General features: G+C 66.7%; 22 protein-coding genes. 3 read left to right on the forward strand and 19 right to left on the reverse strand.

Features of this window, described 5'->3' with window-relative positions:
* Positions 1–64: 64 nt before the first annotated feature.
* The 3 genes from NS365_RS19745 to rimP all read right to left on the reverse strand — a co-directional run bounded on the left by NS365_RS19745 (position 65) and on the right by rimP (position 3081).
* Positions 65–727, reverse strand: a complete 663-nt coding sequence (locus tag NS365_RS19745) for an RNA-binding protein (RefSeq protein WP_082684732.1) — start codon at positions 725–727, stop codon at positions 65–67.
* Positions 728–767: 40 nt separating this feature from the next.
* The gene (gene nusA, locus NS365_RS19750; RefSeq protein ID WP_058602021.1) at positions 768–2354 is read right to left on the reverse strand and encodes a transcription termination factor NusA; all 1587 of its coding nucleotides are present in this window, start codon (positions 2352–2354) and stop codon (positions 768–770) included.
* Positions 2355–2487: 133 nt separating this feature from the next.
* Positions 2488–3081, reverse strand: a complete 594-nt coding sequence (gene rimP, locus NS365_RS19755; RefSeq protein WP_058602022.1) for a ribosome maturation factor RimP — start codon at positions 3079–3081, stop codon at positions 2488–2490.
* Between the two features lie 302 nt (positions 3082–3383).
* On the opposite strand from rimP, the gene NS365_RS19760 reads away from it, so the two are divergent.
* Positions 3384–3734: a DUF2147 domain-containing protein gene (locus NS365_RS19760; RefSeq protein WP_082684733.1), complete on the forward strand. Its 351-nt coding sequence runs from the start codon at positions 3384–3386 to the stop codon at positions 3732–3734.
* A 54-nt stretch (positions 3735–3788) separates the two neighbouring features.
* On the opposite strand, the gene trmB is transcribed toward NS365_RS19760, so the two are convergent.
* The 12 genes from trmB to NS365_RS19820 form a co-directional block, all read right to left on the reverse strand.
* Complete coding sequence (trmB, locus tag NS365_RS19765; protein WP_244498509.1) at positions 3789–4502, reverse strand: tRNA (guanine(46)-N(7))-methyltransferase TrmB; 714 nt, start codon at positions 4500–4502, stop codon at positions 3789–3791.
* Complete coding sequence (metK, locus tag NS365_RS19770) at positions 4492–5703, reverse strand: methionine adenosyltransferase (RefSeq protein ID WP_058602024.1); 1212 nt, start codon at positions 5701–5703, stop codon at positions 4492–4494. Before metK ends, trmB begins: the two co-directional genes overlap by 11 nt.
* Positions 5704–5856: 153 nt before the next feature.
* Positions 5857–6279: a helix-turn-helix domain-containing protein gene (locus NS365_RS19775; RefSeq protein WP_058602025.1), complete on the reverse strand. Its 423-nt coding sequence runs from the start codon at positions 6277–6279 to the stop codon at positions 5857–5859.
* 121 nt (positions 6280–6400) lie between these two features.
* Complete coding sequence (gene lnt / locus NS365_RS19780) at positions 6401–8044, reverse strand: apolipoprotein N-acyltransferase (protein ID WP_058602026.1); 1644 nt, start codon at positions 8042–8044, stop codon at positions 6401–6403.
* Between the two features lie 238 nt (positions 8045–8282).
* Complete coding sequence (locus NS365_RS19785) at positions 8283–9308, reverse strand: hemolysin family protein (RefSeq protein ID WP_058602027.1); 1026 nt, start codon at positions 9306–9308, stop codon at positions 8283–8285.
* Positions 9309–9329: 21 nt separating this feature from the next.
* A complete protein-coding gene (gene ybeY, locus NS365_RS19790; RefSeq protein ID WP_082684734.1) occupies positions 9330–9872 on the reverse strand; it encodes an rRNA maturation RNase YbeY in 543 nt (180 codons plus the stop codon).
* Positions 9869–10909, reverse strand: a complete 1041-nt coding sequence (locus NS365_RS19795; protein WP_058602028.1) for a PhoH family protein — start codon at positions 10907–10909, stop codon at positions 9869–9871. Before NS365_RS19795 ends, ybeY begins: the two co-directional genes overlap by 4 nt.
* A complete protein-coding gene (miaB, locus tag NS365_RS19800; protein WP_058602029.1) occupies positions 10906–12336 on the reverse strand; it encodes a tRNA (N6-isopentenyl adenosine(37)-C2)-methylthiotransferase MiaB in 1431 nt (476 codons plus the stop codon). Before miaB ends, NS365_RS19795 begins: the two co-directional genes overlap by 4 nt.
* Positions 12337–12619: 283 nt before the next feature.
* Entirely contained in the window at positions 12620–13405 is a 786-nt protein-coding gene (locus NS365_RS19805) for a lysophospholipid acyltransferase family protein (protein WP_058602054.1), read from the reverse strand.
* Between the two features lie 61 nt (positions 13406–13466).
* Positions 13467–13988: a ribosomal protein S18-alanine N-acetyltransferase gene (rimI, locus tag NS365_RS19810; RefSeq protein ID WP_058602030.1), complete on the reverse strand. Its 522-nt coding sequence runs from the start codon at positions 13986–13988 to the stop codon at positions 13467–13469.
* 158 nt (positions 13989–14146) lie between these two features.
* Positions 14147–14839, reverse strand: a complete 693-nt coding sequence (gene tsaB / locus NS365_RS19815) for a tRNA (adenosine(37)-N6)-threonylcarbamoyltransferase complex dimerization subunit type 1 TsaB (protein WP_058602031.1) — start codon at positions 14837–14839, stop codon at positions 14147–14149.
* Between the two features lie 14 nt (positions 14840–14853).
* The gene (locus tag NS365_RS19820) at positions 14854–15432 is read right to left on the reverse strand and encodes a NifU family protein (protein ID WP_058602032.1); all 579 of its coding nucleotides are present in this window, start codon (positions 15430–15432) and stop codon (positions 14854–14856) included.
* A gap of 199 nt (positions 15433–15631) precedes the next feature.
* Here NS365_RS19820 and NS365_RS19825 point away from each other — a divergent pair, with 199 nt between their 5' ends.
* Positions 15632–16600 carry a cation diffusion facilitator family transporter gene (locus tag NS365_RS19825; protein ID WP_058602033.1) on the forward strand — a complete coding sequence of 323 codons (969 nt, stop codon included), beginning with the start codon at positions 15632–15634 and terminating at the stop codon, positions 16598–16600.
* A 45-nt stretch (positions 16601–16645) separates the two neighbouring features.
* Here NS365_RS19825 and NS365_RS19830 read toward each other — a convergent pair whose 3' ends face one another.
* Together NS365_RS19830 and trpS are read right to left on the reverse strand one after the other, a co-directional pair.
* Positions 16646–17137 (reverse strand): universal stress protein, encoded by a 492-nt coding sequence (locus NS365_RS19830; protein ID WP_058602034.1) that lies wholly within the window; start codon positions 17135–17137, stop codon positions 16646–16648.
* 244 nt (positions 17138–17381) lie between these two features.
* The gene (gene trpS / locus NS365_RS19835) at positions 17382–18446 is read right to left on the reverse strand and encodes a tryptophan--tRNA ligase (protein ID WP_058602035.1); all 1065 of its coding nucleotides are present in this window, start codon (positions 18444–18446) and stop codon (positions 17382–17384) included.
* 195 nt (positions 18447–18641) lie between these two features.
* Here trpS and NS365_RS19840 point away from each other — a divergent pair, with 195 nt between their 5' ends.
* Positions 18642–19133: a DUF3597 domain-containing protein gene (locus NS365_RS19840; protein WP_058602036.1), complete on the forward strand. Its 492-nt coding sequence runs from the start codon at positions 18642–18644 to the stop codon at positions 19131–19133.
* 16 nt (positions 19134–19149) lie between these two features.
* On the opposite strand, the gene murJ is transcribed toward NS365_RS19840, so the two are convergent.
* The gene (gene murJ / locus NS365_RS19845; RefSeq protein WP_058602037.1) at positions 19150–20763 is read right to left on the reverse strand and encodes a murein biosynthesis integral membrane protein MurJ; all 1614 of its coding nucleotides are present in this window, start codon (positions 20761–20763) and stop codon (positions 19150–19152) included.
* The gene (locus NS365_RS19850; RefSeq protein ID WP_153003868.1) at positions 20760–23645 is read right to left on the reverse strand and encodes a [protein-PII] uridylyltransferase; all 2886 of its coding nucleotides are present in this window, start codon (positions 23643–23645) and stop codon (positions 20760–20762) included. The genes murJ and NS365_RS19850 overlap by 4 nt, the downstream gene beginning before the upstream one ends.
* Positions 23646–23649 lie beyond the last annotated feature (4 nt).

Raw genomic sequence — 23649 nt, forward strand, 5'->3', positions numbered from 1 at the left:
GCGCCCATTATCCGTGCCTAGAGCATTTCGCAACCAAGCTTTGTTGTTGAACATTGATGCGGCCTCATGGATCGGCCGGGAGAAGAGTGTCCTGGCCGGCCTCTTCGCCTCGATACGCGCAAAGCGCTTCGAGGCGTTGTACGAGGGCCAACCCGGCCGAGCCGGGCAAGATGGCCGCGTGTACCACATTTTCGCCGCCCAAGGCCAAGCTCATTTCGTCTGTCGTGAATAAACGGAACGAAACCGTCGGGCGCGCCCGCCCGGAGACCTCTCCGGCATGGCGCGCGCCGTCCAGCTTGCGGATGCCATCGGGCGCCGCGTCGCTGGCATGAAGCGTCGCGGCCGCCTTGCCGGTGCGCAGAGCCGCGTCGACCTTGGCCGACCCGGTGATGATCTGCCCCGCCTTGCGCGCCATGCCGAGGGAGCCGAGCGCGGCACGCAGGAGCAGCGAGTCGAGATCAGCCGCCAGCGTTTCGAGGCCGGAGACTTCGCGCTTCAGCGCACGCGAGAAGAGCCGGCGCTTCACCGCCAGTTCCACGGTCTCGCGCCGCGCCTCGACATGCGCGCCCCGCCCCGGCAGCCGGCGCTTGAGATCGGGCACGACCCGGCCATCCGGCGCGGCCACGAAGCGCACGAGGGCGTCGGGCTCGAGAGAGCGGCGCGACACGATGCACATACGTCCGTTCATCACCGCCTCCTCCAGTCCGTCGTCCAACGCTTCGTCCATATCCGCCTTCGTCAATCCGCTATCCGTCCGTCGGACCGACTCAGACGTCTTCGTCTTCGGCGACCTCAACCTCTTCGGGCTGTTCCTCGACCCAGCCGGCCTTCACGCGGGCCTGCATGATCATGGCCTCGGCATCGGTGCGGCTGACATCGAAGCCCGACAACGCGCCTTGGAAGCGCTTGGTTTCGCCGTCCTTGCGCTCGCTCCAGCCGATCAGGTCGTCGGCGGCGCAGCCGGCAAAGTCTTCCATCGTCTTCACGCCGTCCTCGCCCAGCGCCACCAGCATCGGCGTCGTCAGGCCGTCGATCTCGCGAAGCTCGTCCGCGACGCCCAGCGCGCGGCGCTTGTCGTCCAGTTCGGCCTCGCGGCGATCCAGATATTCCTTGGCGCGGTTCTGGATCTCGGCCGCCGTGTCCTCGTCGAAGCCCTCGATCGCGGCCACGTCGTCCACATCGACATAGGCCACTTCCTCGACCGAGGCGAAGCCTTCGGACGCCAGCAACTGGCCGACCATTTCGTCGACATTGAGGGCGTCCATGAACAGCGCGGAGCGCTCGGCGAATTCCTTCTGGCGGCGCTCGGATTCTTCCTGCTCGGTCAGGATGTCGATGTCCCAGCCCGTCAGCTGCGAGGCAAGGCGCACGTTCTGGCCACGACGGCCGATCGCAAGAGACAATTGGTCATCGGGGACCACGACTTCAATACGCTCGGCGTCCTCATCCAGAACGACCTTGGCGACCTTGGCCGGCTGGAGCGCGTTGACGAGGAAGGAGGCAGCCTCCGGCGACCAGGGAATGATGTCGATCTTTTCGCCCTGAAGTTCGGCGACGACGGCCTGAACGCGCGAGCCGCGCATACCGACGCAGGCGCCGACCGGATCCACCGAGGAATCGCGCGAGATCACGGCGATCTTGGCGCGGGAGCCGGGATCGCGCGCCACGGCCTTGATCTCGATGATGCCGTCGTAGATCTCAGGCACTTCCATGGTGAAGAGCTTCGCCATGAACTGCGGATGGGTGCGCGACAGGAAGATCTGCGGCCCGCGCGGCTCGCGGCGCACATCGTAGACGAAGGCGCGCACGCGGTCGCCGTAGCGGAACAGCTCGCGCGGAATCTGCTCGTCGCGGCGGATGATGCCCTCGCCTTTGCCGAGATCGACAATGACATTGCCGTATTCGACGCGCTTCACCGTGCCGTTGATGATCTCGCCGACGCGGCCGATGAACTCTTCATACTGCTTGTCGCGCTCGGCCTCGCGCACCTTCTGCACGATGACCTGCTTGGCCGACTGCGCGGCGATGCGGCCGAACTCCATGGGCGGGAGTTGCTCGGCGATGAAGTCGCCCGGCTCGGCATCGGGATTCTTGTCTCGCGCCAGTTCCAGATAGATCTGGGTCGCGGGGTCCTCGACCTGCTCCACCACTTCCAAGAGGCGCTGGAGCTTCATTTCGCCGGTCTTGGTGTTGATGTCGACGCGGATATTGGTTTCCTGGCCGTACCGCGAACGCGCCGCCTTCTGGATGGCGTCGGCCATGGCGGCGATGACGATCTCGCGATCGATCGACTTTTCCCGCGCGACGGCATCCGCGATCTGCAGAAGCTCGAGTCTGTTCGCACTGACTGCCATGTTCGTCTCCTCGTCGTGAACCGGGGAAGGCCCGAAGGCTTTCCGCTCTCGGCTCGCGCCCGCACGGAGCGGGACTTCGTTTCATGGGCCGGGCGGCCCTTGGGTCGCTGTCCGGCTGGGATGGGCTCGCCCGTCAGTTCAGGGCGGCGTCGCCGTCCTCGTCCTCGTCCACCGGCTGGCCCCGCGCGCGGCGGGCGTCCTTGTCGGCTTTCAGCGAAGCGGCCAGAAGATCGTCGGTCAGGATCAGGCGCGCCTCGGCCAGCGCGTCGAACGCGATCTCGACAACCGCCTCGCCGCCTTCCGAGGCAACGCCGTCGCGCTCCAGACGGATACCCTCGGCACTCACCTCGGTGACGCGGCCGCGAAAGCGCTTGCGACCTGAAACGAGCCGGTTGGTCTCGAGTTTCAAAAGCTGACCCGTCCAGGTCTCGAAATCGCCCTTGCGCACCAGCGGACGATCGATGCCGGGCGAGGAAACTTCCAGATGATAGGCGCGGTCCATCGGGTCTTCGACGTCCAGCACAGGCGACACGGCCCGGCTGACGGCTTCGCAATCCTCGACCGTCATCGAACCGTCCGGCCGTTCGGCCATGATCTGCAGCGTCGCGCCGTTCATCGCCGACACGCGCACCCGCACGAGCCGGTATCCGATCTGTTCGATCACGGGCTCCACGATCGCGGCGACACGCGCCTCGATGCCTTGTTCGATGATGATGCGATCCGTCACGAAGTCTCCGAATGGTTCACGAGGCGATCGGATCGGTGTCGTCCGATCCCTGCCCCGGTCGCGACGCCGACCCCTTGTAACAAAAAAGAGCGGGACCGGGTGGACCCACTCTCACGATCGCATCGCAGAGAATTTGAGTTTCCTATACGCTTCAACGCGCTTCCTGGCAAGCCTTGCGCCACGCTGGCGAGCGCCCGCTCCGCAGGCTTCCGTCAAAGCTGTTGATCCAAGATCGCTGCCATTCGACAGACGTCGCGGAACAGGTCAACCTGCCCGTTCCACAGGCCGGGAGGACCAAGCGCATGAGACACCAGATGACACGCCTGATCGCGGCGGGCGGGCTGCTGATCGCGACCTTCGGTTCGGCGAGCGCGGCGGAACCCGTTGTCGGCAACTGGCGCACCGCGTCCGGCGAGATCGCCAGCATCGCGCCCTGCGGCGACGCCTTCTGCATCAGCCTCACCACCGGCAAGTTCAAGGGACGCCAGATCGGTCGCATGAGCGGCTCGGCGGGAACTTATGAGGGAGAGATCACCGATCCGCAAGCGGAGCGCACCTATGCCGGCAAGGCCGAGGTGGCGGGCGCGTCGCTGAAGCTGACGGGCTGCGCCCTCAAGGTCTTCTGCAAGACGCAGAGCTGGACCAAGCGCTGAACGACGCTGCCCTCGCCCCACGCTATGTCGCGGGGCGGCGGGAGGGTCGCAAGCTCAGATCCGGCGGAAGGTGAGATAGGCGCCCTTGCGTCCCTCGCGATGTGCCTTGGCCTCGTAGCGCGTGCCGGGCCAGCCCTCATAGGGCGTGTGCCAGTCGGCCGGGGACTGCGCCAGCCATTCGAAGGCCTCGTGGTCGCGCAGATGCGTCAGCGTCCAGTCCACATAGGTCTCGATGTCCGAGGCGAAGCGGAACAGCGCGCCGGGCTTCATCACGCGGGCGAAGCGGCGCAGCGTGCGCTCGTTCACGAAGCGGCGCTTCCAGTGCTTCTTCTTGGGCCAGGGGTCGGGATAGAACAGATCGATGCCGCTCAAACATGCATCCGGCAGCCAATCCAGAAGCAGCGTCGCGTCGTCGCCGAACAGGCGCAGGTTGGGGCGCGGCTCTTCTTCGAGCGCGACCAGCATCTTGGCCATGGAGTTGCGGAACGGCTCGACGCCGATGAAACCCGTGCCGGGATGACGGCCGGACTCCATGTGAAGATGCTCGCCGCCGCCGAAGCCGATTTCCAGCCGGACGCCTGAGACCTCGGCCTCGAACAGCGACGTGAGATCACCCGGCGCGGGCTGCGACAGGTCGAGACCGAGCACAGGCATCCGCTCGTCCAGGAGATCGGCCTGGAGCGGGCGCAACGTCTTGCCGCGAGAACGGCCGAAGAAGTTCTCGCGGACTCTGGCCTTGGGGCCGTTGATGCGTCGTTCAGCGGCCAAGAGCAGACTTCAGCTTGGAGATGAGGTCGGTGCGCTCCCAGGAGAAGGAACCGTCACGGCCCGGCTTGCGGCCGAAATGGCCATAGGCGGAGGTCTTGGCGTAGATCGGGCGCGTGAGCTGGAGATGCTCGCGAATGCCGCGCGGCGTCAGGTCCATGACCTCGCGCAGCGCCGTCTCGACGGCCGCCTCGTCCACCGTGCCGGTGCCGTGCAGATCGACATAGACCGACAGCGGCTCGGCGACGCCGATCGCATAGGACAGCTGGATCGTGCAGCGATCGGCAAGCTTGGCGGCCACCACGTTCTTGGCGAGATAGCGCGCGGCATAGGCGGCCGAGCGGTCGACCTTGGTCGGGTCCTTGCCCGAGAAAGCGCCGCCGCCATGGGGCGCCGCGCCGCCATAGGTGTCCACGATGATCTTGCGGCCCGTGAGGCCCGCATCGCCATCCGGCCCGCCGATCACGAACTTACCGGTCGGGTTGACGTGCCAGACGCAATCGGCCGCGATCGGCAGTTCGGCGACGGCCTCGCGCACGAAGGGCTCGACGATGGCGCGCACGTCCTTGGAATTCAGCGACTCGTCCAGATGCTGGGTCGAGAGCACGATCGAGACGATCTCGGACGGCTTGCCGTCCTTGTAACGAACCGTCACCTGCGTCTTGGCGTCAGGGCCGAGCTTGCCGGCGTCGCCTTCGCTCGCCTTGCGGGCCGTCGCCAGACGCTCCAGAATCTTCTGCGCATAGAAGATCGGGGCCGGCATCAGCTCCGCCGTTTCGCGGCAGGCATAGCCGAACATGATGCCCTGGTCGCCCGCGCCTTCGGTGTTCTTCTCACCGCCCACATCGACGCCTTGGGCGATGTCGGCGGACTGCTCGTGTAGGAGAACGTCGATCTTGGCGGTCTTCCAGTGGAAGCCGTCCTGCTCGTAGCCGATCGCCTTCACGGCCTTGCGCGCCGCCGAGCGGACCTTCGACTTCAGCCGGCCCGCCTCGACCGAGCAGCGCACTTCACCGGCGATGATGATGCGGTTCGTGGTCGCCAGCGTTTCGCAGGCGACGCGCAGAAGCGAGGCGTCCATGCCGCTCTTGCGCGCTTCCTTGTAGAGAAGATCCACGATCTCGTCGGAGATGCGGTCGCAAACCTTGTCGGGATGCCCTTCGGAAACGCTTTCCGAGGTGAAGAGGTAGTCGCTGCGCGCCATGTGCCTGGAACTCTCCCGTGCCGTCGGAGAGGGTCCGACTTGCCGCTTCAGCCCACTTCGGTCGCGGGCTCGCCGGGGTTAGGAAATGAGGGCTCTTCGCGCAAGCGAAATTTCCAGCGTGAAACCGCCGGATCGCGCCAAAATCAACCAGTTTCAGTCGTTTTCGCCCTCATCGTCCGCTGAGGACAAGGCTCGCACGAGGTCGAGCACGCGCCGGCGGACCTTGGGATCGGCAATGCGCTGGAAGGCGCGTGTCAGCTGGAGCATTTCGGCCGAGTGCGGTGCGTCATGCACGAAATCGCTGGCCGGCTCGTTCAGCTCTGTCAGCCCGGAGGGCTGGGAGTCCAGCCCGTCGAAGAAGAAGGACACTGGCGTCGAAAGCACGGCGGAGATGTTCTGCAACCGGCTCGCGCCGATGCGGTTGGTGCCCTTTTCGTATTTCTGGATCTGCTGGAAGGTGATGCCGAGATGCTCGCCGAGCTTCTCCTGGCTCATGCCCAGACTCGTGCGGCGCAGGCGAAGCCGCGAGCCCACATGAACATCCACAGGGTTCGGCGTCTTCTTCGCTTCCACCATCGCCGTGCCTTCCGCCCCCGCCGTCCGCAAACCGCAGCGGCATGACGTCCGGTCGGCGGGCGCTACGATTGATCTGTAGGTATTCCTACAGAGGTTTCGTTAGGGAGTGCCCGTGCGCGCGTCAATCGGCGGAGCGGCGAAATCGGACATAGCCGATGACAGCCGCAAGGCCGAACAGGGCCAGAAGCCCGTAGAAGACCTTTTCGCCCCATTGCGCATAGAGCGTCGGCGAGCCGGGCAGCGGCAGGTCGGCATCCACCGTCCCTCCTTGCCCAAGCGCCAAGCCGGCTACGGGGCGCCCGACCGAATCGGTGACGATCGAAATGCCCGTATTGGCGGCGCGCACGAGCGGCAGGCCGAAGGCCACCGCCGTCAACTGGGCTTGGCGCAGATGCTGATAGGGGCCGGGCGTGCGGCCGTACCAGGCATCGTTCGTCACGTTGAGGATGAAGTCCGGCCGCGTGTCGTGCGCCTCGATCTCGCCGGGAAAGATGATCTCGTAGCAGATAAGGGGCAGAAAGCGCGGGCCGCCCGGCCCCGCTTCCAGATCGCGGCGCGAGGCACCGGGCGAGAAGCCGCCTGGCAGATGCGTCAGCTGGTTGATGCCCCAGCTTTCGAGCAGCGCCTGAAACGGCAGATATTCGCCGAAAGGCACGAGATGCAGCTTGTCCTGCGCGTCGAGGATCGTCCCGTCCTCGCCGATCACATAGACCGAATTGAAGAAGCGGGCCTTGGCGCCCTCCCCTTCCATGCGCGTCGCCCCGGCGATCAGCGTATCGCCTGGGCCCAGCGCCTCGGCAAGGCTCGCCACCGCGTCCGGCCGCTGGGTGAGAATGAAGGGAAAAGAGGATTCCGGCCAGACGACGAGGCGTCGGCTAGGCTCCGTGGAGGGTGTCTCGGCGCTCCCATCGCCTTGGAGAATGGGCGCGGGCGGCATGGGCGCCTGGGTCAGTTCCAGCTGGCGCGAAAAGATGCGCTCGGCCTCGGCCGGATCCCATTTCTGGCCCTGCAGGATATTGGGCTGAACGAGGCGCAGGGTGACGCCGGGGACATGGCCGGCGGGCGCAATCGAAACATGCCACCAGCCATAGGCAACATGGGCGCCAACGAGCACAACGCCGAACACCGACGCCAGGGCGCGTCCGCGCGCTGGGGTGACTAGGAGCGCCGGCAGCGAAAACACGAAAACGGACAGCAGCGTCAGCCCGTTGAGGCCGACCACCGAAACCGAGCCCATGAGCAGCGGCACGGGCGCGGCGATGGCGCCGACCGTGTTCCAGGTGAAGCCGGTGAGGAGCATTCCGCGCAGGTCCTCGAACAGGGCGATCGAGGCCGCGAAGGAGAACAGGCGCAGGACGCCATCGCTCCAGAACAAGCGCGCGAGTGCGGCCGCCAATCCCCAGTAGACCGCGAGCGCCATGGGCAGCGCGAACACGGCGAGCGGCAGCGCCCACCAGAACTCCGCCCCGTCCACCAGGATCGCAGCGCCCAGCCACCAGAGACCGGCCACGAAATATCCGAAGCCGAAGCACCAGCCGATGCGGAAAGCGGGGCAGGAGCGCCGGATCAGGCCCGCGCCCGGCTTTCCGCTCGCGCCATCCAGAAGCCAGACGAGCAGCGGAAAGGAGACGAAGCCGACGGCCGGCACGTTGAAGGGGGCAAGGCCGAGCACCAGCGCGGCGCCGGCCAGGAAGGCGATCAGGGCGCGCGTCCAGCCGTCCGACAGAATGATGCGCCCCGCCAGACGCTGAAGTCCTGTTTGCAAACCGCTTCCCCTTCATGACCGGCCCGGTCCCTGCCGCGCCGATAAAGATGTCGGCGCGCCGCGTCCAGAGGCCGTCATGAAGCGAGCATGAGCCTTGTGCCGCCCGCGCCGATCCGTCGAGGGCGAAGCGGATGCGCGCGCGGCGGAAAGGCGGGCCGCCTCGAGGCCCGTCAGCCAGACGCGCCGCCAGGAGCCGAGCCCGTCGCGACCGCAGTCAGTGAGGCAAGTCCGTGCGGTCCTACGCCAGTTCCGGCGACGGGCCTTCGGGGAAGCGCACGATGCGCAGGCGCTTCACGCGGCGCGGATCGGCGTCCAGCACTTCGATCTCGAAGCCGGGCACGGCCTCGATCACCGTGCCGATCTCCGGCAGGCCGCCATGGGCCTGCACCACGAGACCGCCGATCGTGTCGGCTTCGTCCTCATGGGCGCTGACGTCGAAATCGGGGCCGACGAGCTTGCAGACGTCCTCCAGCTCGGCGCGCGCGTCCGCGTAGTAAACGCCGTCGCCGGCATGGGTGACGAGGATTTCCTCGTCGTCGTGCTCGTCTTCGATGTCGCCGACGACCATTTCCAGAATGTCTTCCAGCGAAACGAGACCGTCCGTGCCGCCATATTCATCGATCACCAGCGCCATCTGGATATGGCTCGCCTGCATCCGCGCCATCAGCTCGGCCGCGTGCATGGAGGGCGGCACGAAGAGAACCTGACGCAGGAGCCCGAGATCGGCGATCGTATGATCGAGATCGACGCGGGCGAGATCGAGCGTGGAGCGCACCGGCGCGCCTTCCTGCTCCTTGTCGTGGCCGAAGCAGAGGGCGGCGCGGGTGATGTGGCCGACCATGTCGCGGATATGAACCATGCCCAGCGGATCATCGAGCCCGTCGCCATAGACGGGCATCCGCGAGCGGCCGGTTTCCTCGAAACGGGCCATGAGTTCGGCGAGCGTCGCGGTGACCGGCACGGCGTCGATCTCGGTGCGCGACACCATGACGTCTTCCACGCGCATGTCGTGGAGTTCCAGAATATTGGTGAGCATGAGCCGCTCACCGGGAGAGAAGCCGGTCGCTTCCGTTCCCTCGCCCATCAGGGCGTCCACCAGTTCCTCGCGCAGCGAGGGCGGAACGCGGGGCCTCAGGAAGGTGACGAGCTGCTCGAAGAAACCGGGCTCGTCTTCCCGCGGCCGCCGCCGACTTCGGACATCGGGCGCTTCGGGGGCATGGCGCTCGCCCGAAGCCGTCTCGTCCTGGTGATGGGTCATGCTCATAAAGCGTGTCTTTCGTTTCCGTCAGTCTCGGGCGTTGCCGTCGGTCGCGACCGATAGCTCGGATTCCGCATAGGGGTCGGCGATCCCGAGCCCCGCCAGAATGCGGATCTCGGTGCTTTCCATGTCCTCCGCGTCCTCGTCCGTCTCGTGGTCGAAGCCCAGAAGATGCAACATGCCATGCACAATCAGATGACGCACATGGTCTGAGGGCGTCTTTCCCTCCTCGGCCGCTTCGCGCCCGCAGGTTTCGGCCGCCAGAACGAGGTCGCCCAGAAGCGGTCCGGGCTCATCGCCCGGCTCCAACTCGGCCATGGGAAAGGACAGGACATTGGTCGGCTTGTCCTTGCCGCGCCATTCCTTGTTGACCTCCCGAACCTCGGCATCGTCCGTCAGCGTGACGGAGACTTCGGTGTCGAGATCGACGGCAAAGCCTTGATCCTCCGCTACGGCGAAAATTGCCTCGCGCACGAGAGGTTCCGGGTCGCCCTTCAGAAGCTCGCGCCAGAGATCGCTGTCCTCCGAGAGGAGGATGCGTGGCGCGGAGCGTTGTCGCCCGTCCGTCACGTGCGCTTGGCCTGCTGCGCGCGCTTCTCGCTCGCGTCACCCTCGTAGGCTTCGACGATCGACTGCACGAGGCGATGGCGCACCACGTCCTTGGATTCGAAGCGCACGGAGACGATGTTGGACACGCCGTCGAGAATGCGCAACGCTTCCACGAGACCGGAGGTCTGGCCGGGCGGAAGGTCGATCTGCGAGGGATCGCCCGTCACCACCATGCGGGCATTCTCGCCCAGGCGCGTCAGGAACATCTTCATCTGCATCGAGGTCGTGTTCTGCGCCTCGTCCAGAATCACCGCCGCATTGGTGAGCGTGCGCCCGCGCATGAAGGCGAGCGGCGCGATTTCGATGGCGCCGGCGGCGAGCGCCCGCTCCACCTTCTCGGCCGGGATCATATCGTAGAGCGCATCATAGAGCGGGCGCAGATAGGGATCCACCTTGTCCTTCATGTCGCCCGGCAAGAAGCCGAGGCGCTCTCCCGCTTCCACGGCGGGGCGCGACAGGATGATGCGCTCGACCTGACCGCGCTCCAGAAGCTGGGCGGCGTGCGCCACGGCGAGATAGGTCTTGCCCGTGCCGGCGGGGCCGACACCGAAGACGAGCTCCGCCCGGTCCATCGCGCGCATATAGGCGTCCTGCGTCGGCGTGCGGGCGTGGATGGTCTTCTTGCGGGTGGAAATCTGGGCAAGCGAAATGCGGCCCTTCTTTTCCAGCGTCGGCAGAACGAGCTGGTCATCGGCCGCGACCGCCATGCGGATGGCGCCCTCGACATCGGACGCGCCGATCTCGGCCCCGCCCTGCAGCCGGCCATAGAGGAAGTCCAGCGCCCGGCGGGCCTGCTCGCTGGCGGTGGGGTCGCCGCGAAGCTCCACCTTGTTGCCGCGCGCGCGCGCATCGACATGCAGCTTCTGCTCGATCAGGGCCAGATGCTCGTCGAACTGCCCGAACAGGGCACCGGCCAGCCGGTTGTCGTCGAAGGTCAGAACGAGATGGGCCATGTCGGAAGCGCCGGAAGCCGGTGACATGCCGCGTGCTGCCTTCATGCGATCTTCCTTGCGAGAAGCTCCTGCGCCCGGAGGGTCGCGTGGGGAGCGTCAGCCGGCTCGGCGCCGGCGGCCATGAGAGAATTGGCAAGGCTCGCGGTGACGCGAACCGAAACGATATCGCCGATCGCCCCCGCCGAGGCGGGAACCACGACCGGCAGAAGGAAAGGCGAGCGACCGATCATCTGGCCGGGATGGCGGCCGGGCTTCTCGATCAGGACATCCGTATCCTGGCCGACGAAGCTTTCCTGAAAAGCCACCTGCTGCTCGCGGATCAGCGCCTGGAGCCGCTCCAACCGTTCGGTCTTCACGTCCTCGGGCACATGGCCGTCCATCGTCGCGCCCGGCGTGCCAGGGCGGGGCGAATATTTGAACGTGTAGGCGGCGGCGTAGCGGACCTCGCGCACCAGCGCGAGCGTCGCCTCGAAATCCTCGTCGCTCTCGCCGGGAAAGCCGACGATGAAATCGCCCGACAGCGCGATATCGGGCCGGGCCTGCCGGATGCGCTCCAGAAGCTGGAGATAGTCGGCGGCCTTGTGACGCCGGTTCATCGCTTTCAGGATGCGGTCGGAGCCCGACTGAACCGGGAGATGCAGATAGGGCATCAGCGCGCGCAGATCGCGATGCGCCTCGATCAAGGCCTCGTCCATGTCGCGCGGATGCGAGGTCGTGTAGCGCAAGCGGGCGATGCCCGGAATCTCGGCGAGATCGCGCAGGAGCGAGGCCAGACCGCCCTCGCCCGGCCCCCAGGCATTGACGTTCTGCCCGAGCAGCGTCAGCTCGCGCACGCCGGCCCCGGCCAGACGCCGCGCTTCCTCTAGGATGGCCGCGCGCGGGCGCGAGACCTCCGCGCCGCGCGTATAGGGCACGACGCAGAAGGTGCAGAACTTGTCGCAGCCTTCCTGCACGGTGAGAAAGGCGGCGACGCCGCGCTGGCGAATCTCTTTATTGGAGGGGTTCGGCAGATGCTCGAACTTGTCCTCCACCGCATAGTCAGTCTCGACCACGCGCTCGCCCTTGGCGACGCGGGCCAGCATGTCCGGCAGGCGGTGATAGGTCTGCGGGCCGACCACGAGATCGACCACGGGCGCGCGGGCGATGATCTCCGGCCCTTCGGCCTGCGCCACGCAGCCGGTGACGCCGATGCGCATCTCCTGCCCCAGCGCGGCGCGCTCGGCCTTCAGGACGCGCAGACGCCCGAGTTCGGAATAGATCTTCTCGGCAGCCCGCTCGCGAATATGGCAGGTGTTGAGGAGCACGAGGTCGGCCTCCTCGACGCTGTCGGTCGGCCGATAGCCGTCCTTGGCGAGGGCATCGCCCATGCGTTGGCTGTCATAGACGTTCATCTGGCAACCATAGGTCTTGATGAAGACCTTGCGCCGGTTGTCGCCCTGCTCGTCGCCTCGTTCGTCGATCGTCTCGCTCATGCGTCCTTCATAGCGTCTTTTCCGGGGTTTGCCGGAAAAGACTTCCATCGCGGCCCCGCCGATCCCTCAAGCCCGCTGGTTGCGTCCGGCGAGATCATGTCCGGCAGGGTCGATCCGGCGCCCGCGAAAGCCGCACGTCCTTTTCGAAAAACGCCACGGCCATCGTTGCTCCTAGCCTATCTATATCAGGCGGTTGGGGGGAACGCGCAAGCGGGCATTCCCGCGAAACGGCCCGAGACTTTGGGGTAGAGCGAAACAACGCCTCAACCGAGCGCTGCCGAAGTCAGCCTGCGCGGTCGTCATCCCCGCGCAGGCTGCGCGCCATCAGGGCGGCGACGACGCTTTCGCAGCGCCGCGCCACGGCCTTGCGGTCACTTGCCGCATCGAAGCGAATGGGCTCGCCGAAGCGGATTTCGGCATCCACCGCGCCTTCGCGCAGGAAGGCCAGGAGATGGGGCATCAGTTCGACATCGCCCGGCCAGGCGGCGAGCGGGCGGCCGTAATGGCCCATCGGCATTCCGTTGACCTTGGTATAGGCGACGCAAACGGGCTGGACCCAGACCGCCTCGGCCTGCGAGCGGCGAAGCGACGCCTGCGCCGCGCCGAACAACGCCGTCTTGAAGGGCAGGACGCGGTTCCCGTCCGAGGTCGTGCCTTCGGCAAAGAGCACCATGGCGTCGCCCGCGTTCAGCCGCTCGCCGATCGCGTCGGCCTGCTGCCCCGTGCGCCCGCGCGCCTCGCGCTCCACGAAGGTGGTGCGCTGGAGCTTGGCGAGCAGGCCGAAGATCGGCCAGCCGGCGACCTCGCTCTTGGCGATGAAGGACAGCGGCATGACCGCGCCGAGCGCCACGATATCGGCCCAGGACTGATGATTGGCGACGAGAAGCAGCGGCCGCTCCGTGACGGGCCGGCCCTTCAGATGCAGCCGAAGCCCGATGAGCCGCGCGGCGACACTGTGCCAAACAAAGGGCAGACGGCGCGCGAGCGGCCAGCGCAAGCGGATCGCAAGCAGCTGAAGCGGCATCAGCACGAGAGTCATCAGCGCCAGCGCCAGCCCGATGCCGAGCATCCGCGCCGTGCCCAGTGGGTCGCGGCGACGCGGAGCGTCCACGCCGGCGGGAAGGCTCGCTTCAGTCACGCAGGTTCCGCTTCAGGATCAGGGCGCTTTTGCGCGTGCCGTCCGCGCCCGCATAATAAGCCGGGCGGCGACCGACTTCCTCGAAGCGCAGCTTGCGATAGAGCGCGAGCGCGGGCGCGTTGGTTTCCTCCACTTCCAGAAACAGCGAGGCCGCGCGCTCGGCATGGAGATATTGCAGGACATTGTCCATCAGGAGACGCCCGATCCCCTTGCCGCGCACGCTCTTGTCGACGGCGATGGTCAGGATTTCCGCCTCGTCCACGGTGAGGCGCGCGAGCACGACGCCCACGGCCTTGTGCCCGCTCTCGGCGCGCACGATGAAGCCGAACGTGCCGCCCTGGCCGAGCAGCGAGGCGAACTCGTCTCCCGACCAGGCCTGCGTGAAGGCTTCGGAGTGAATTTCGGCCGCTTCGTCGAGATCGTCGAGGCCGAGCGGCACCGCGACATAGCCCGAGGGACCCAGGAGGCCGTCCCAGAACGAAAGGGTCCAAGCAAGGGGGAGATACCAGTACATGCTTCTCTCCGCGAAGGGTTCAGGCGCCCATTCTGCGCGCTGCCCCTTTCCGCATCATTATGACGCCGGCTCAGGCATTTGGGCTAGAGCCTTTCCGTGAACGCTCTGAGCCCAGTCCGCCGGATCGATGTTGGCGGGAGGGCTCTAGAAAATGTTGATCACAGGGGCGCGGCCCGCAGTCCGAGCGGCACCTGCGCCTTCGCGTCAGCCCCGCGCAAGTAAAGCGGCAGCGGCGGCCCGTCCGGCGCGCGCGCCGCACCCAGCCGCGCCAAAGCCGCGATCGAGACGAAGCGTCGCTCGGCCAAAAACAGCGCCGCGCCCTCGCCCAATACGCCCGCCGCGATTGCCACGCCCGTGCCGACGACGCGCAATCCCGCGCCCGCTGATGCGACAAAGGCGGGCAAGGCGTCCGGCGCAAGCGCTTCCGGCTCGCGCAACGTCTCGCCGCCTTGCGCGAAGAGCGCGGCATAGACCTCGCCGCGCTTGGCGTCATGGACGGTCAGAACCGGGCCTTCGCCCCATTCCGGCTCGGCCAAGGCTTCCAGTGTGGAGATGCCGACCGAGGGCACGCCCAGCGAAATCTGCAGGCCTCGCGCGGCGGCGACGCCCACACGAATGCCCGTGAAGGAGCCCGGCCCGATGCAGACCGCGAGCTTGGCCACCTCGCTCCAGTCCGCGCCCGCGTCAGCCAGCACGGATTGCAGCAGGTCCATCAGCCGCTCGGCATGGCCGCGCCCGATCTCGTCCTCGCGCAGGGCCGCTAGGCTGCGGTCGGACAGGCGCAGGAGCGCCGCCGAGCAGCGCTCGTTCGCCGTGTCGATCGCCAGCAGCAGGTCCTTGTTGTCGGGCACGAAAGCGGCTCCGATCAGGCCGCTTCCATCGCCTCGACGGCTTCGACCTCGGGCACGAAATGGCGCAGGAGGTTTTCGATGCCGTGCTTCAGCGTTGCGGTGGACGACGGGCAGCCGGCGCAGGAGCCGCGCATGTTGAGGAAGACGACGCCGTCGCGGAAGCCGCGGAAGGTGATGTCGCCGCCATCCTGCGCCACCGCCGGGCGAACGCGGGTGTCGAGCAGTTCCTTGATCGTGGAGACGATGCCCTCGTCCGACTCGTCGAAGAATTCCTCGCCGGAGTCCGACGCCGCCATGCCGCTGGCGCTCGGCGCCATGACCGGCTCGCCCGACAGGAAATGCTCCATGATGGAGGCGAGGATCGCGGGCTTCAGATGCGCCCAGTCCGTCGCGTCCTTGGACACGGTGATAAAGTCGTAGCCGAAGAAGACGCCGGTGACGCCCTGGATGGCCATGAGCTTGCCCGCGAGGCGCGAGCGGGCGGCCGCTTCCGCGGCTTCCAGAAACTCGGCCGTGCCGTTTTCCAGAACCACCCGGCCGGGCAGGAACTTGAGGGTCTGCGGATTGGGGGTGGATTCGGTCTGGATGAACATGGGCTGCGTCCGCCAAGAGGATTGACGCTTTGTCCTTGGGGACAAGGCTTGACCCCGAGATAAGCCCCCGCGCTCGCGCCCGCAAGCACAAGAGCCGTGTCCGCTCCGTCCACAGTTCCGCAGAAGAGAGACCGACCGGACGCAACGATGCGGCCCTCTCGCCATTTCCGCCCTGCCGACAGTATCGAGGGGACAGGTCATGGCATCACATTCGGGGGCGCAGTCCGGCGGCTCGCAAAAGGTCATCTATGCCGCGCTCGCCGGAAATCTTCTGATCGCCATCACCAAATTCGTGGCGGCGGCCTATTCCGGCTCCTCGGCGATGGTCAGCGAGGGCGTGCATTCGCTGGTGGATACCGGCAACGAGGTCCTGCTTCTTTACGGCACGCGCCGCGCGGCCCGCCCGGCGGATCGCACCCACCCGCTCGGCCATGGGCGAGAGCTCTATTTCTGGACCTTCATCGTCGCGCTTCTGGTTTTCGCGCTGGGGGCCGGCGTCTCGATCTACGAGGGCATCTCGCACATGCTGGCCCCCGAGCCGATCGAGGACCCGACCATCACCTATGTTGTGCTCGGCCTGTCCTTCCTGTTCGAAGGCTTTTCCTGGGTCGTGGCGCTCAAGGAGTTTCGCGTCACCAAGGGTCGGCTCGGCTATATCGAGGCGGTGAAGCGCTCCAAGGACCCGACGACCTTCACCGTCCTGTTCGAGGACAGCGCGGCCTTGATCGGCCTCGCCATCGCCTTCGTCGGCATCTTTCTGGCGCAGGCGCTGGATATGCCGGAACTCGACGGCGCGGCCTCGATCGGCATCGGCCTCGTTCTCGCGGCCACGGCCATTTTCCTAGCGCGCGAAAGCAAGGGCCTCCTGATCGGCGAGGCCGCCGCGCCCGCCACGCAGGCCGCGATCCTGGCGATCGCGGAGAGCGACCCCGGCGTACAGAGCGCCAATGGCGTCGTCACCGTGCATCTCGGCCCGACGCAGATCGTCGCGGCCCTCAGCGCCGAGTTCGAGGACGCCATGACCGCGCCCGAGATCGAGGCGAGCGTTCACCGCATCGAAGCGGCCATCCGCGCCGCGCATCCCGAGATCACGACTCTCTTCGTCAAGCCGCAGACGCACCGCACCTTCGCCGAACGCGCCCGGCGCATCGAGGAACAAAGCGAGTAAGTGAGCGTCCGACGAGCCGGAGCGGTCGCGCTTCGGCTCGGCTCCTCAGCAAAGACTTTCGATTTCCTCGTCGCTCAGGGTCGCCGGCACGATCGTCACCGGAATCGGGAAGGCCGAGCCGGAGCCCGCCACCGCCGAGACCAGCGGCCCCGGTCCGTCCGAGGCATCGCTCGCCGCCAGAACCAGGATCGCGATTTCGCGGTCCGCCTCGATCAGCGTGCGGATTTCGTCCGCCGTCTTGCCCTCGCGCAGGATCGTCTCGGCCTCGATGCCGACCGCCGTGCGGATGTCTTCGGCCAAGCGCGACAGGCGCGTCTGCGCCTCCTCCTCGGCCTCGGCGCGCATGATGTCGCCGACGCCGAGCCATTGCGTGAAGTCCGCCGCGTCGATCACATAGAGAAACACGACCGCGCCGCCGCTCGCCTTGGCGCGCCGAGCCGCATAGGCCGCCGCCCGCCCGCATTCGGGCGTCTCATCGACCACCGCCAGAAATTTGCGCCGCCCACCGGCGTCGCGCCCGAGTCGCTTGGATACCATGGCCGGACCATGCCAGCCTGCTTGGGCTCCGGCAAGCGGGTGGGTTGATGGCGGGGCTACCGCCCCGAACCCCGTCCGGGAAAGACTTCCTGGACCCTTCCCTTCTTTTGGGACTTTTCCGAGATTGGGGAGGGCCGGCGGCCCTCCCCAATCTCGGACACATGCCAAACGAATGAGGGGTTCAGGGGAAATCATTTCCCCTGACGGGGGTGCGGGGGCAGCGCCCCCGCGTCGTCCTACCAGCTCAGCCCAAGAGGCCGAGGATGGACTTGACGTCGGCGAGCGTCCGGTCCGCGAGGGCGCGGGCGCGTTCGGCGCCGTCCTTAAGGGTGCGGTCGATTTCGGCGGGGTCGGAGAGGACGCGGCGCATGTCGCCGGCGATGGGCGCGAGCTTGTCGACGGCGAGATCGGCGAGAGCCGGCTTGAATTCTGAGAAGGGACGACCGCCGAATTCGGTGAGGATGTCGGCCTTCGAGCGACCGGACAGCGCAGCATAGATGCCGACGAGATTGTCGGCCTCGGGCCGCCCGGCGAGGCCGGCGGGTTCGGAGGGCAGCGCGTCCGGGTCGGTCTTGGCCTTGCGGATTTTCTTGGCGATGGTCTCGTCGTCGTCGGTGAGGTTGATGCGCGAGAGGTCGGAGGGGTCCGACTTCGACATTTTCTTGGAGCCGTCCTTGAGGCTCATGACGCGCGTCGCCGGCCCTTCGATCAGGGGCTCGGCCAGCGGGAAATAGCCGTTGACGGTTTCATCGCCCATGGCCATGGGCACGCCGAGCCCCTTGGCCTCGATGCGGGCGGAGAAATCGTGGTTGAACTTGGTCGCGATGTCACGCGTCAGTTCGAGATGCTGCTTCTGGTCGTCGCCGACGGGCACGTGCGTCGCGCGATAGAGAAGGATGTCGGCGGCCATGAGGCTGGGATAGGCGAGAAGACCCAGCGAAGCGTTCTCGCGGTCCTTGCCGGCCTTGTCCTTGAACTGGGTCATGCGCGTCATCCAGCCGATGCGCGCGACGCAATTGAAGATCCAGGCAAGTTCCGAATGGCCGGGCACGGCGGCCTGATTGAAGACGATGTGGCGCTTGGGGTCGATGCCGGCCGCGAGATAGGCGGCGGCGATCTCGCGCGTCTGCTGGGCGAGATCCTCCTGCACGAGCTGCGCGGTGAGGGCATGAAGGTCCACGACGCAGAAGATGCAGTCCTGCGTGTCCTGCAAGGCGACGAACTTCTGGATGGCGCCGAGATAGTTCCCGAGATGGAGATTGCCGGTCGGCTGGATGCCGGAAAAGACGAGGGGCTTGAAATCGGCCATGGGGAAACTCCGAAAGCGGCGGCCCGGAGACGAACGCCGGTTGGCGCGCTTATGGCGAAGCGAAGCCCGCGCCGCAAGCGGGCTAAGCGGGAAGCCGGCCCCCACGTCCGGCGGAACCAAGCGCAGCGGATCGTCGTCTCCCCTTACGAAGGATCAAGGGCCGTTTTAGAGCCCTCATTGCCAAGGAGAGACGATATGGGTTTTTTCGACCGCATCCGGGACAAGATTTTCGGCAGCGCCGAGGCGGCCGAACCGGCGCAGCAGCCAACTACGGCGCCCACGCCCGCCCCATCGCCAGCCCCGACTCCCGCTCCTGCCTCCGCTGGCGGTGCGCCGGCTTCCGCGCCCGCCGCGCCTCAGCCGCAGACGCCTGCTCCTGCCTCGCCCGCTGCGCCGGCCGGCACGCCTTCCACCAGCGCCCCCAGCCAGCCGGTGGACGTCGCCGCCATTTTGGAAACGAAAGCCAAGGCGGCCGGCCAGCCGCTCGACTGGCGGCGGTCGATTGTCGATCTCCTGAAGCTGCTGGATCTCGACTCGAGCCTGTCGGCCCGCAAGGAACTGGCTCAGGAGCTTCACTATACCGGCGACACGAATGACTCCGCGACCATGAACACATGGCTGCACAAGGCGGTCATGACGAAGCTTGCCGAGAATGGCGGGCAGGTTCCCGCCGACCTTCGCGACTGACGAAAGGCGCCGGTGCTCAGACCCGCTTCGAGCGCCGGCCCTTCAGGAGATTGCGCACCATGGCGCGGTCGGCCGCGCCGGTGGCCAGCGCGAGGCCGAAATAAACCGCCATGGCGACAGCCACGATGGCGAGGATCGCGAGTCCTTGCGTCAGCGCGCCGACACCGGTTGCGAGATAGGGCGCGAGGCGCTCCAACAGGAACCAGACCACGCCGCCCATCGCGCCGGCCGACAGGATCACCAGCACTGATCGCTTCACCAGCGCCATGTCCACATGCCAAAGGCCCTGACGACGCAGGCCTTCGAACAGGAGCCACGCGTTGAGCCAGCCGGCCAGCGTGGTGGCGAGCGCGATGCCCTGCTCGGCATAGAACCAGAAGAGCACGAAGGAGAGGACGGTGTTGGCGGCGGCCGAAATGCCCGTCACGATCATTGGAACCCGCGTGTTCTCGCGCGCGAAATAGCCGGGCGAGAAGACCTTGATCAGCACGAAGGCCGGCAGGCCGAGCGCATAGAGGCCGAGCACGGCGGCGACCTGATGCGTCGTCTCCGGCAGAAAGGCCCCGCGCTCGTAGATCAGACGGATGATCGGTTCCGGCATGACATAGAGCGCGATCGCAGCCGGGACGGTGAGAAACAGCGCGAATTCCAGCGAGCGGTTCTGCGTGTGCTGGGCTTCCTCGGCGCGGCCAGCCTTCAAGGCGCGCGCGAGTTCGGGCAGGAGCACGACCCCGATGGCGACGCCCACCATGCCGAGCGGCAGCTGATAGGGCCGGTCGGCATATTGCAGGATCGACACAGCGCCCGGTTTGTAGGAGGCGATGGCCTGTCCCACGAAGAGGTTGATCTGCGTGATGCCGCCGATCAGGGCGGCTGGACCGGCCAGGATCAGGAGGCGCTTGAGCGCGGGCGTCCAGCGCGGGCGCTTGAGCGCCACGGAAAAGCCGGCCATGCGCATGGCGACCGTGACCATCAGGAGCTGCGCGACGCCGGCAAACAGGACGCCCCAGCTCATCAGGAAGCCGATCGTCTGCTGGTCCGACCCGTTCCACCAGCACCAGGCGAGAACGCCGATCAGCGCGAAGTTTAGGATGGTGGGCGCGGCAGCGGCGGCGAAGAAGCGGCGGAAGGCGTTCAGAATCCCCGACACCATCGCCATCAGCGACATGCAGGCGAGATAGGGAAACATGATGCGCGAGAAGGCGATGGTGATCGCGTAGCGGTCCTCGCAGGAAATCTGCTGGCCGAGCGTCTGCGGATCGTCGATGCAGGCGGCAAGACCCGGCGCGATGATCGTCTTCACCAGCGCCGGCATGAAGACCATGGCCGCGACGGTGACGACCAGAAGCACGGTGAAGAGCGTCGAGAAGATCTCGGTGGCAAAGCGCTTGGCCCCCTCCTCGCCCTCTTCTTCCAGCGAGCGCGCGAAAAGCGGAATGAAGGCGGCGTTGAACGCCCCTTCCGCGAAGAGGCGGCGGAACAGGTTGGGAAAGCGGAAGGCGAGGTTGAACGCGTCCGCGACCGGCCCGACGCCGAGCGCCGAGGCCATCATCATTTCGCGGGTGAAACCGAAGACGCGGGAAATCAGCGTCGCGCCACCAACCGTGGCGAACTTCTTCAATAGGCTCAAGAGACGATTCCGAAGGCGACCGGAGAGGGTTTGGCGGTGGCGGAGGAGAGTTCGCCCTCCGGGCTGTCGAACACGGCGAGAAGCCGGCGGCGGATGCGCTCGGCCCGGCCCTCGCCGATGATCTTGAGGCCCAGAAGGTCGGTGACGTAGAAGACGTCCACCACCTTTTCGCCGAATGTGGTGATGTGGGCGGAGCGGATGTCGAGCGAGAGATCGGAAATCGCGCCGGTCAGATCGGCCAGAAGCCCCGGCCGGTCCAGCCCCTCGACCTCCACCACCGTCAGGCGGTTCGACAGATCGTTGCGCACCTCGACGCGCGGCGCGACCGCGAAGGACTGGGTGGAGCGCGTCGGGCGGCGGCGCGCCAGAAGCGCGGGGATCGCCTCGCGCCCGCCCAGCAGCGCCTCCACCGTCTTGGCGATGCGATCGGCGCGGCGCAGCTCGTCGGCATCCTCGGCGAAGTCGCGCGTGATGGTGACGATGTCGAGCGCGCGCCCGTCGGTCATGGTGAAGATCTGCGCGTCGGCGATGTTGGCGCCGGCCGCCGCGCACGAGCCCGCGATCAGCGAGAGAAGGCGCGGATGGTCGGGCGCCAGAACCGTGATCTCGGTCACGCCCCGGAACTTGTCGGTGCGCGCGACGGTGGCGAGACTCTGGCCCTTTTCGTCGGCGGCATCGATGAACTCGGCATGGCGCACCTGATCGTCCAGCGGCACGGTCAGCATGTAATTGTCGTAATGCTGCTCGACGCGCGCCGCGCGGCGCTCCTCCGGCCAGTCCTTCAGCCGCTCGGCCAATTCGCGCCGGGCAAAATCGGCGCGCTGGCGGCGCGAGGATTCGGAATAGCCGCCGGTCAGAAGCAGCTCGGTTTCCGCATAGAGCGTGCGGATGAGCTGGCCCTTCCAGTTGTTCCACACGCCGGGGCCGACCGCGCGAATGTCGCAGACGGTCAGGATCGTCAGCAGCTTCAGCCGGTCCAGCGTCTGCACCCGCTCGGCGAAGTCGCGGATCGTCTTGCGGTCGGTCAGGTCGCGCTGCTGGGCGGTCATCGAGAGAACGAGATGCTCCTGCACCAGCCAGGCGACGAGTTCGGTCTCGCGCTCGTCCAGCCCGAGGCGCGGGCAAAGCTCCTCGGCAATGGCCGCGCCGGCCACCGAGTGATCCTCCGGCCGACCCTTGGCGATGTCATGCAGAAGCAGCGCGACATAAAGGGGTACGCGGTCGCGGATCGTCTCCACGAAGCCGCTCGTCATGGGCAGTTCGCTGGCGAGTTCGCCGTGTTCGAGGCGCGACATGCCGGCGACGGTGCGCAGCAAGTGCTCGTCCACCGTGTAGGAATGATACATGTTGAACTGCATCATCGACACGATCTTGCCGAACTCGGGTATGAAGCGGCCGAGCACGCCCGCCTCGTTCATCCGCCGCAGGTGCAGTTCGGGATTGTTGCGATCCGTCAGCACGTCCAAGAACAGGCTGTTGGCTTCCGGGTTGGCGCGCAGCGCCCCGTCCACCAAGCGCAGCGAGCGGCGCACGAGCTTCAGCGCGTCGGGGTGATATTCAAGATCGTGCGCGGCGGCGAGCTTGAACAGGCGCAGGAGATTGACCGGGTCGTCCGTGAAGACGTTCCGATTGGCGACCGTGATGCGGTTGTTGTCGATCAGAAAGGCGAGCGTGCCAGGAATCTGCCGGGTGCGGCGGCGGAAGGAGCGCACGAAGCCGCGAAAGCCCGGCGCGTCCTTGGCATTTTCCTCTTCCAGCGCGGCGCAGAAAATGCCGGTGAGATCGCCTACATCCTTGGCGATCAGGAAGTAGTGCTTCATGAAGCGCTCGACATCCGTCAGCCCAGGATGGGTGTTGTAGCCGAGCCGCGAGGCGATCTCGCGCTGGAGGTCGAAGGAGAGGCGCTCTTCCGGCTTGCCCGTCAGGAAATGCATGTGGCAGCGCACGGCCCAGAGGAAATCCTCGGCCTTCTCGAACAGGCGCGCCTCGCGCCGCGAGAAGATACCGGCCGCCACCAGTTCCTCGCGCGTATTGACGCGGTAATGATCCTTGGCGATCCAGAAGAGCGTGTGAAGGTCGCGAAGCCCGCCCTTGCCCTCCTTCACATTGGGCTCGACCAGATAGCGCGTGTCGCCCGTCTTGCGGTGGCGCACGTCGCGCTCGGCGAGCTTGGCGGCGATGAAGGCGCGGCCGGTGCCGGCCGTTACCTCCGCGTCGAACCGGCGGCCGAGATCGGTGAAGAGAGCCTCCTCGCCGCAGATCAGCCGGCGCTCCAGAAGCGCGGTGCGGATGGTGAAATCCTCGGCCGACAGGCGCACGCATTCCTCGACCGAGCGCGTGGCGTGGCCGACCTTCAGCCCGAGATCCCATAGGAGATAGAGGAGATATTCGGCAACCTGCTCGCCCAGGGCCGTCTGCTTGTAGGGCAGGAGAAACAGAAGATCGATGTCGGAGCCCGGCGCCAGCGTCCCACGCCCATAGCCGCCGACGGCGCAGATCGCCATGCGCTCGCCGCTGGAGAGATTGGGCGAGCCGAACACGTGATGCAGCGCGAAATCATGGACCGCGCGGATCAGCTCGTCCTGAAGATGCGAGATACGGGCCGCGCAAAGAAGTCCGCCGCCATCCTCGAAGAGAAGACGCTCGGCGGCCTTTCGCCCTTCGCTGTTGACGCGCTTGAGCAGCGCCAGCAGCCCGTTGCGCGTTTGCGAACCGGAAGCATCGCCCCCGGCCGGAATCAGCGCGGCCATGGCATCGCGTAGCGCCTTGCCGTCCACGATCTCGCCCAGCCGAAGATCGGCTTGCGACGCGACGACCTGCCGGGCTTGCGCCGGCTGGCCGCCGGACCGTTCGCGGCGGGACAGGGTCGTTTGGGCGGTCATGGCA

This window comes from Aureimonas ureilytica (assembly GCF_001475935.1).
GTDB lineage: Bacteria > Pseudomonadota > Alphaproteobacteria > Rhizobiales > Rhizobiaceae > Aureimonas > Aureimonas ureilytica_A.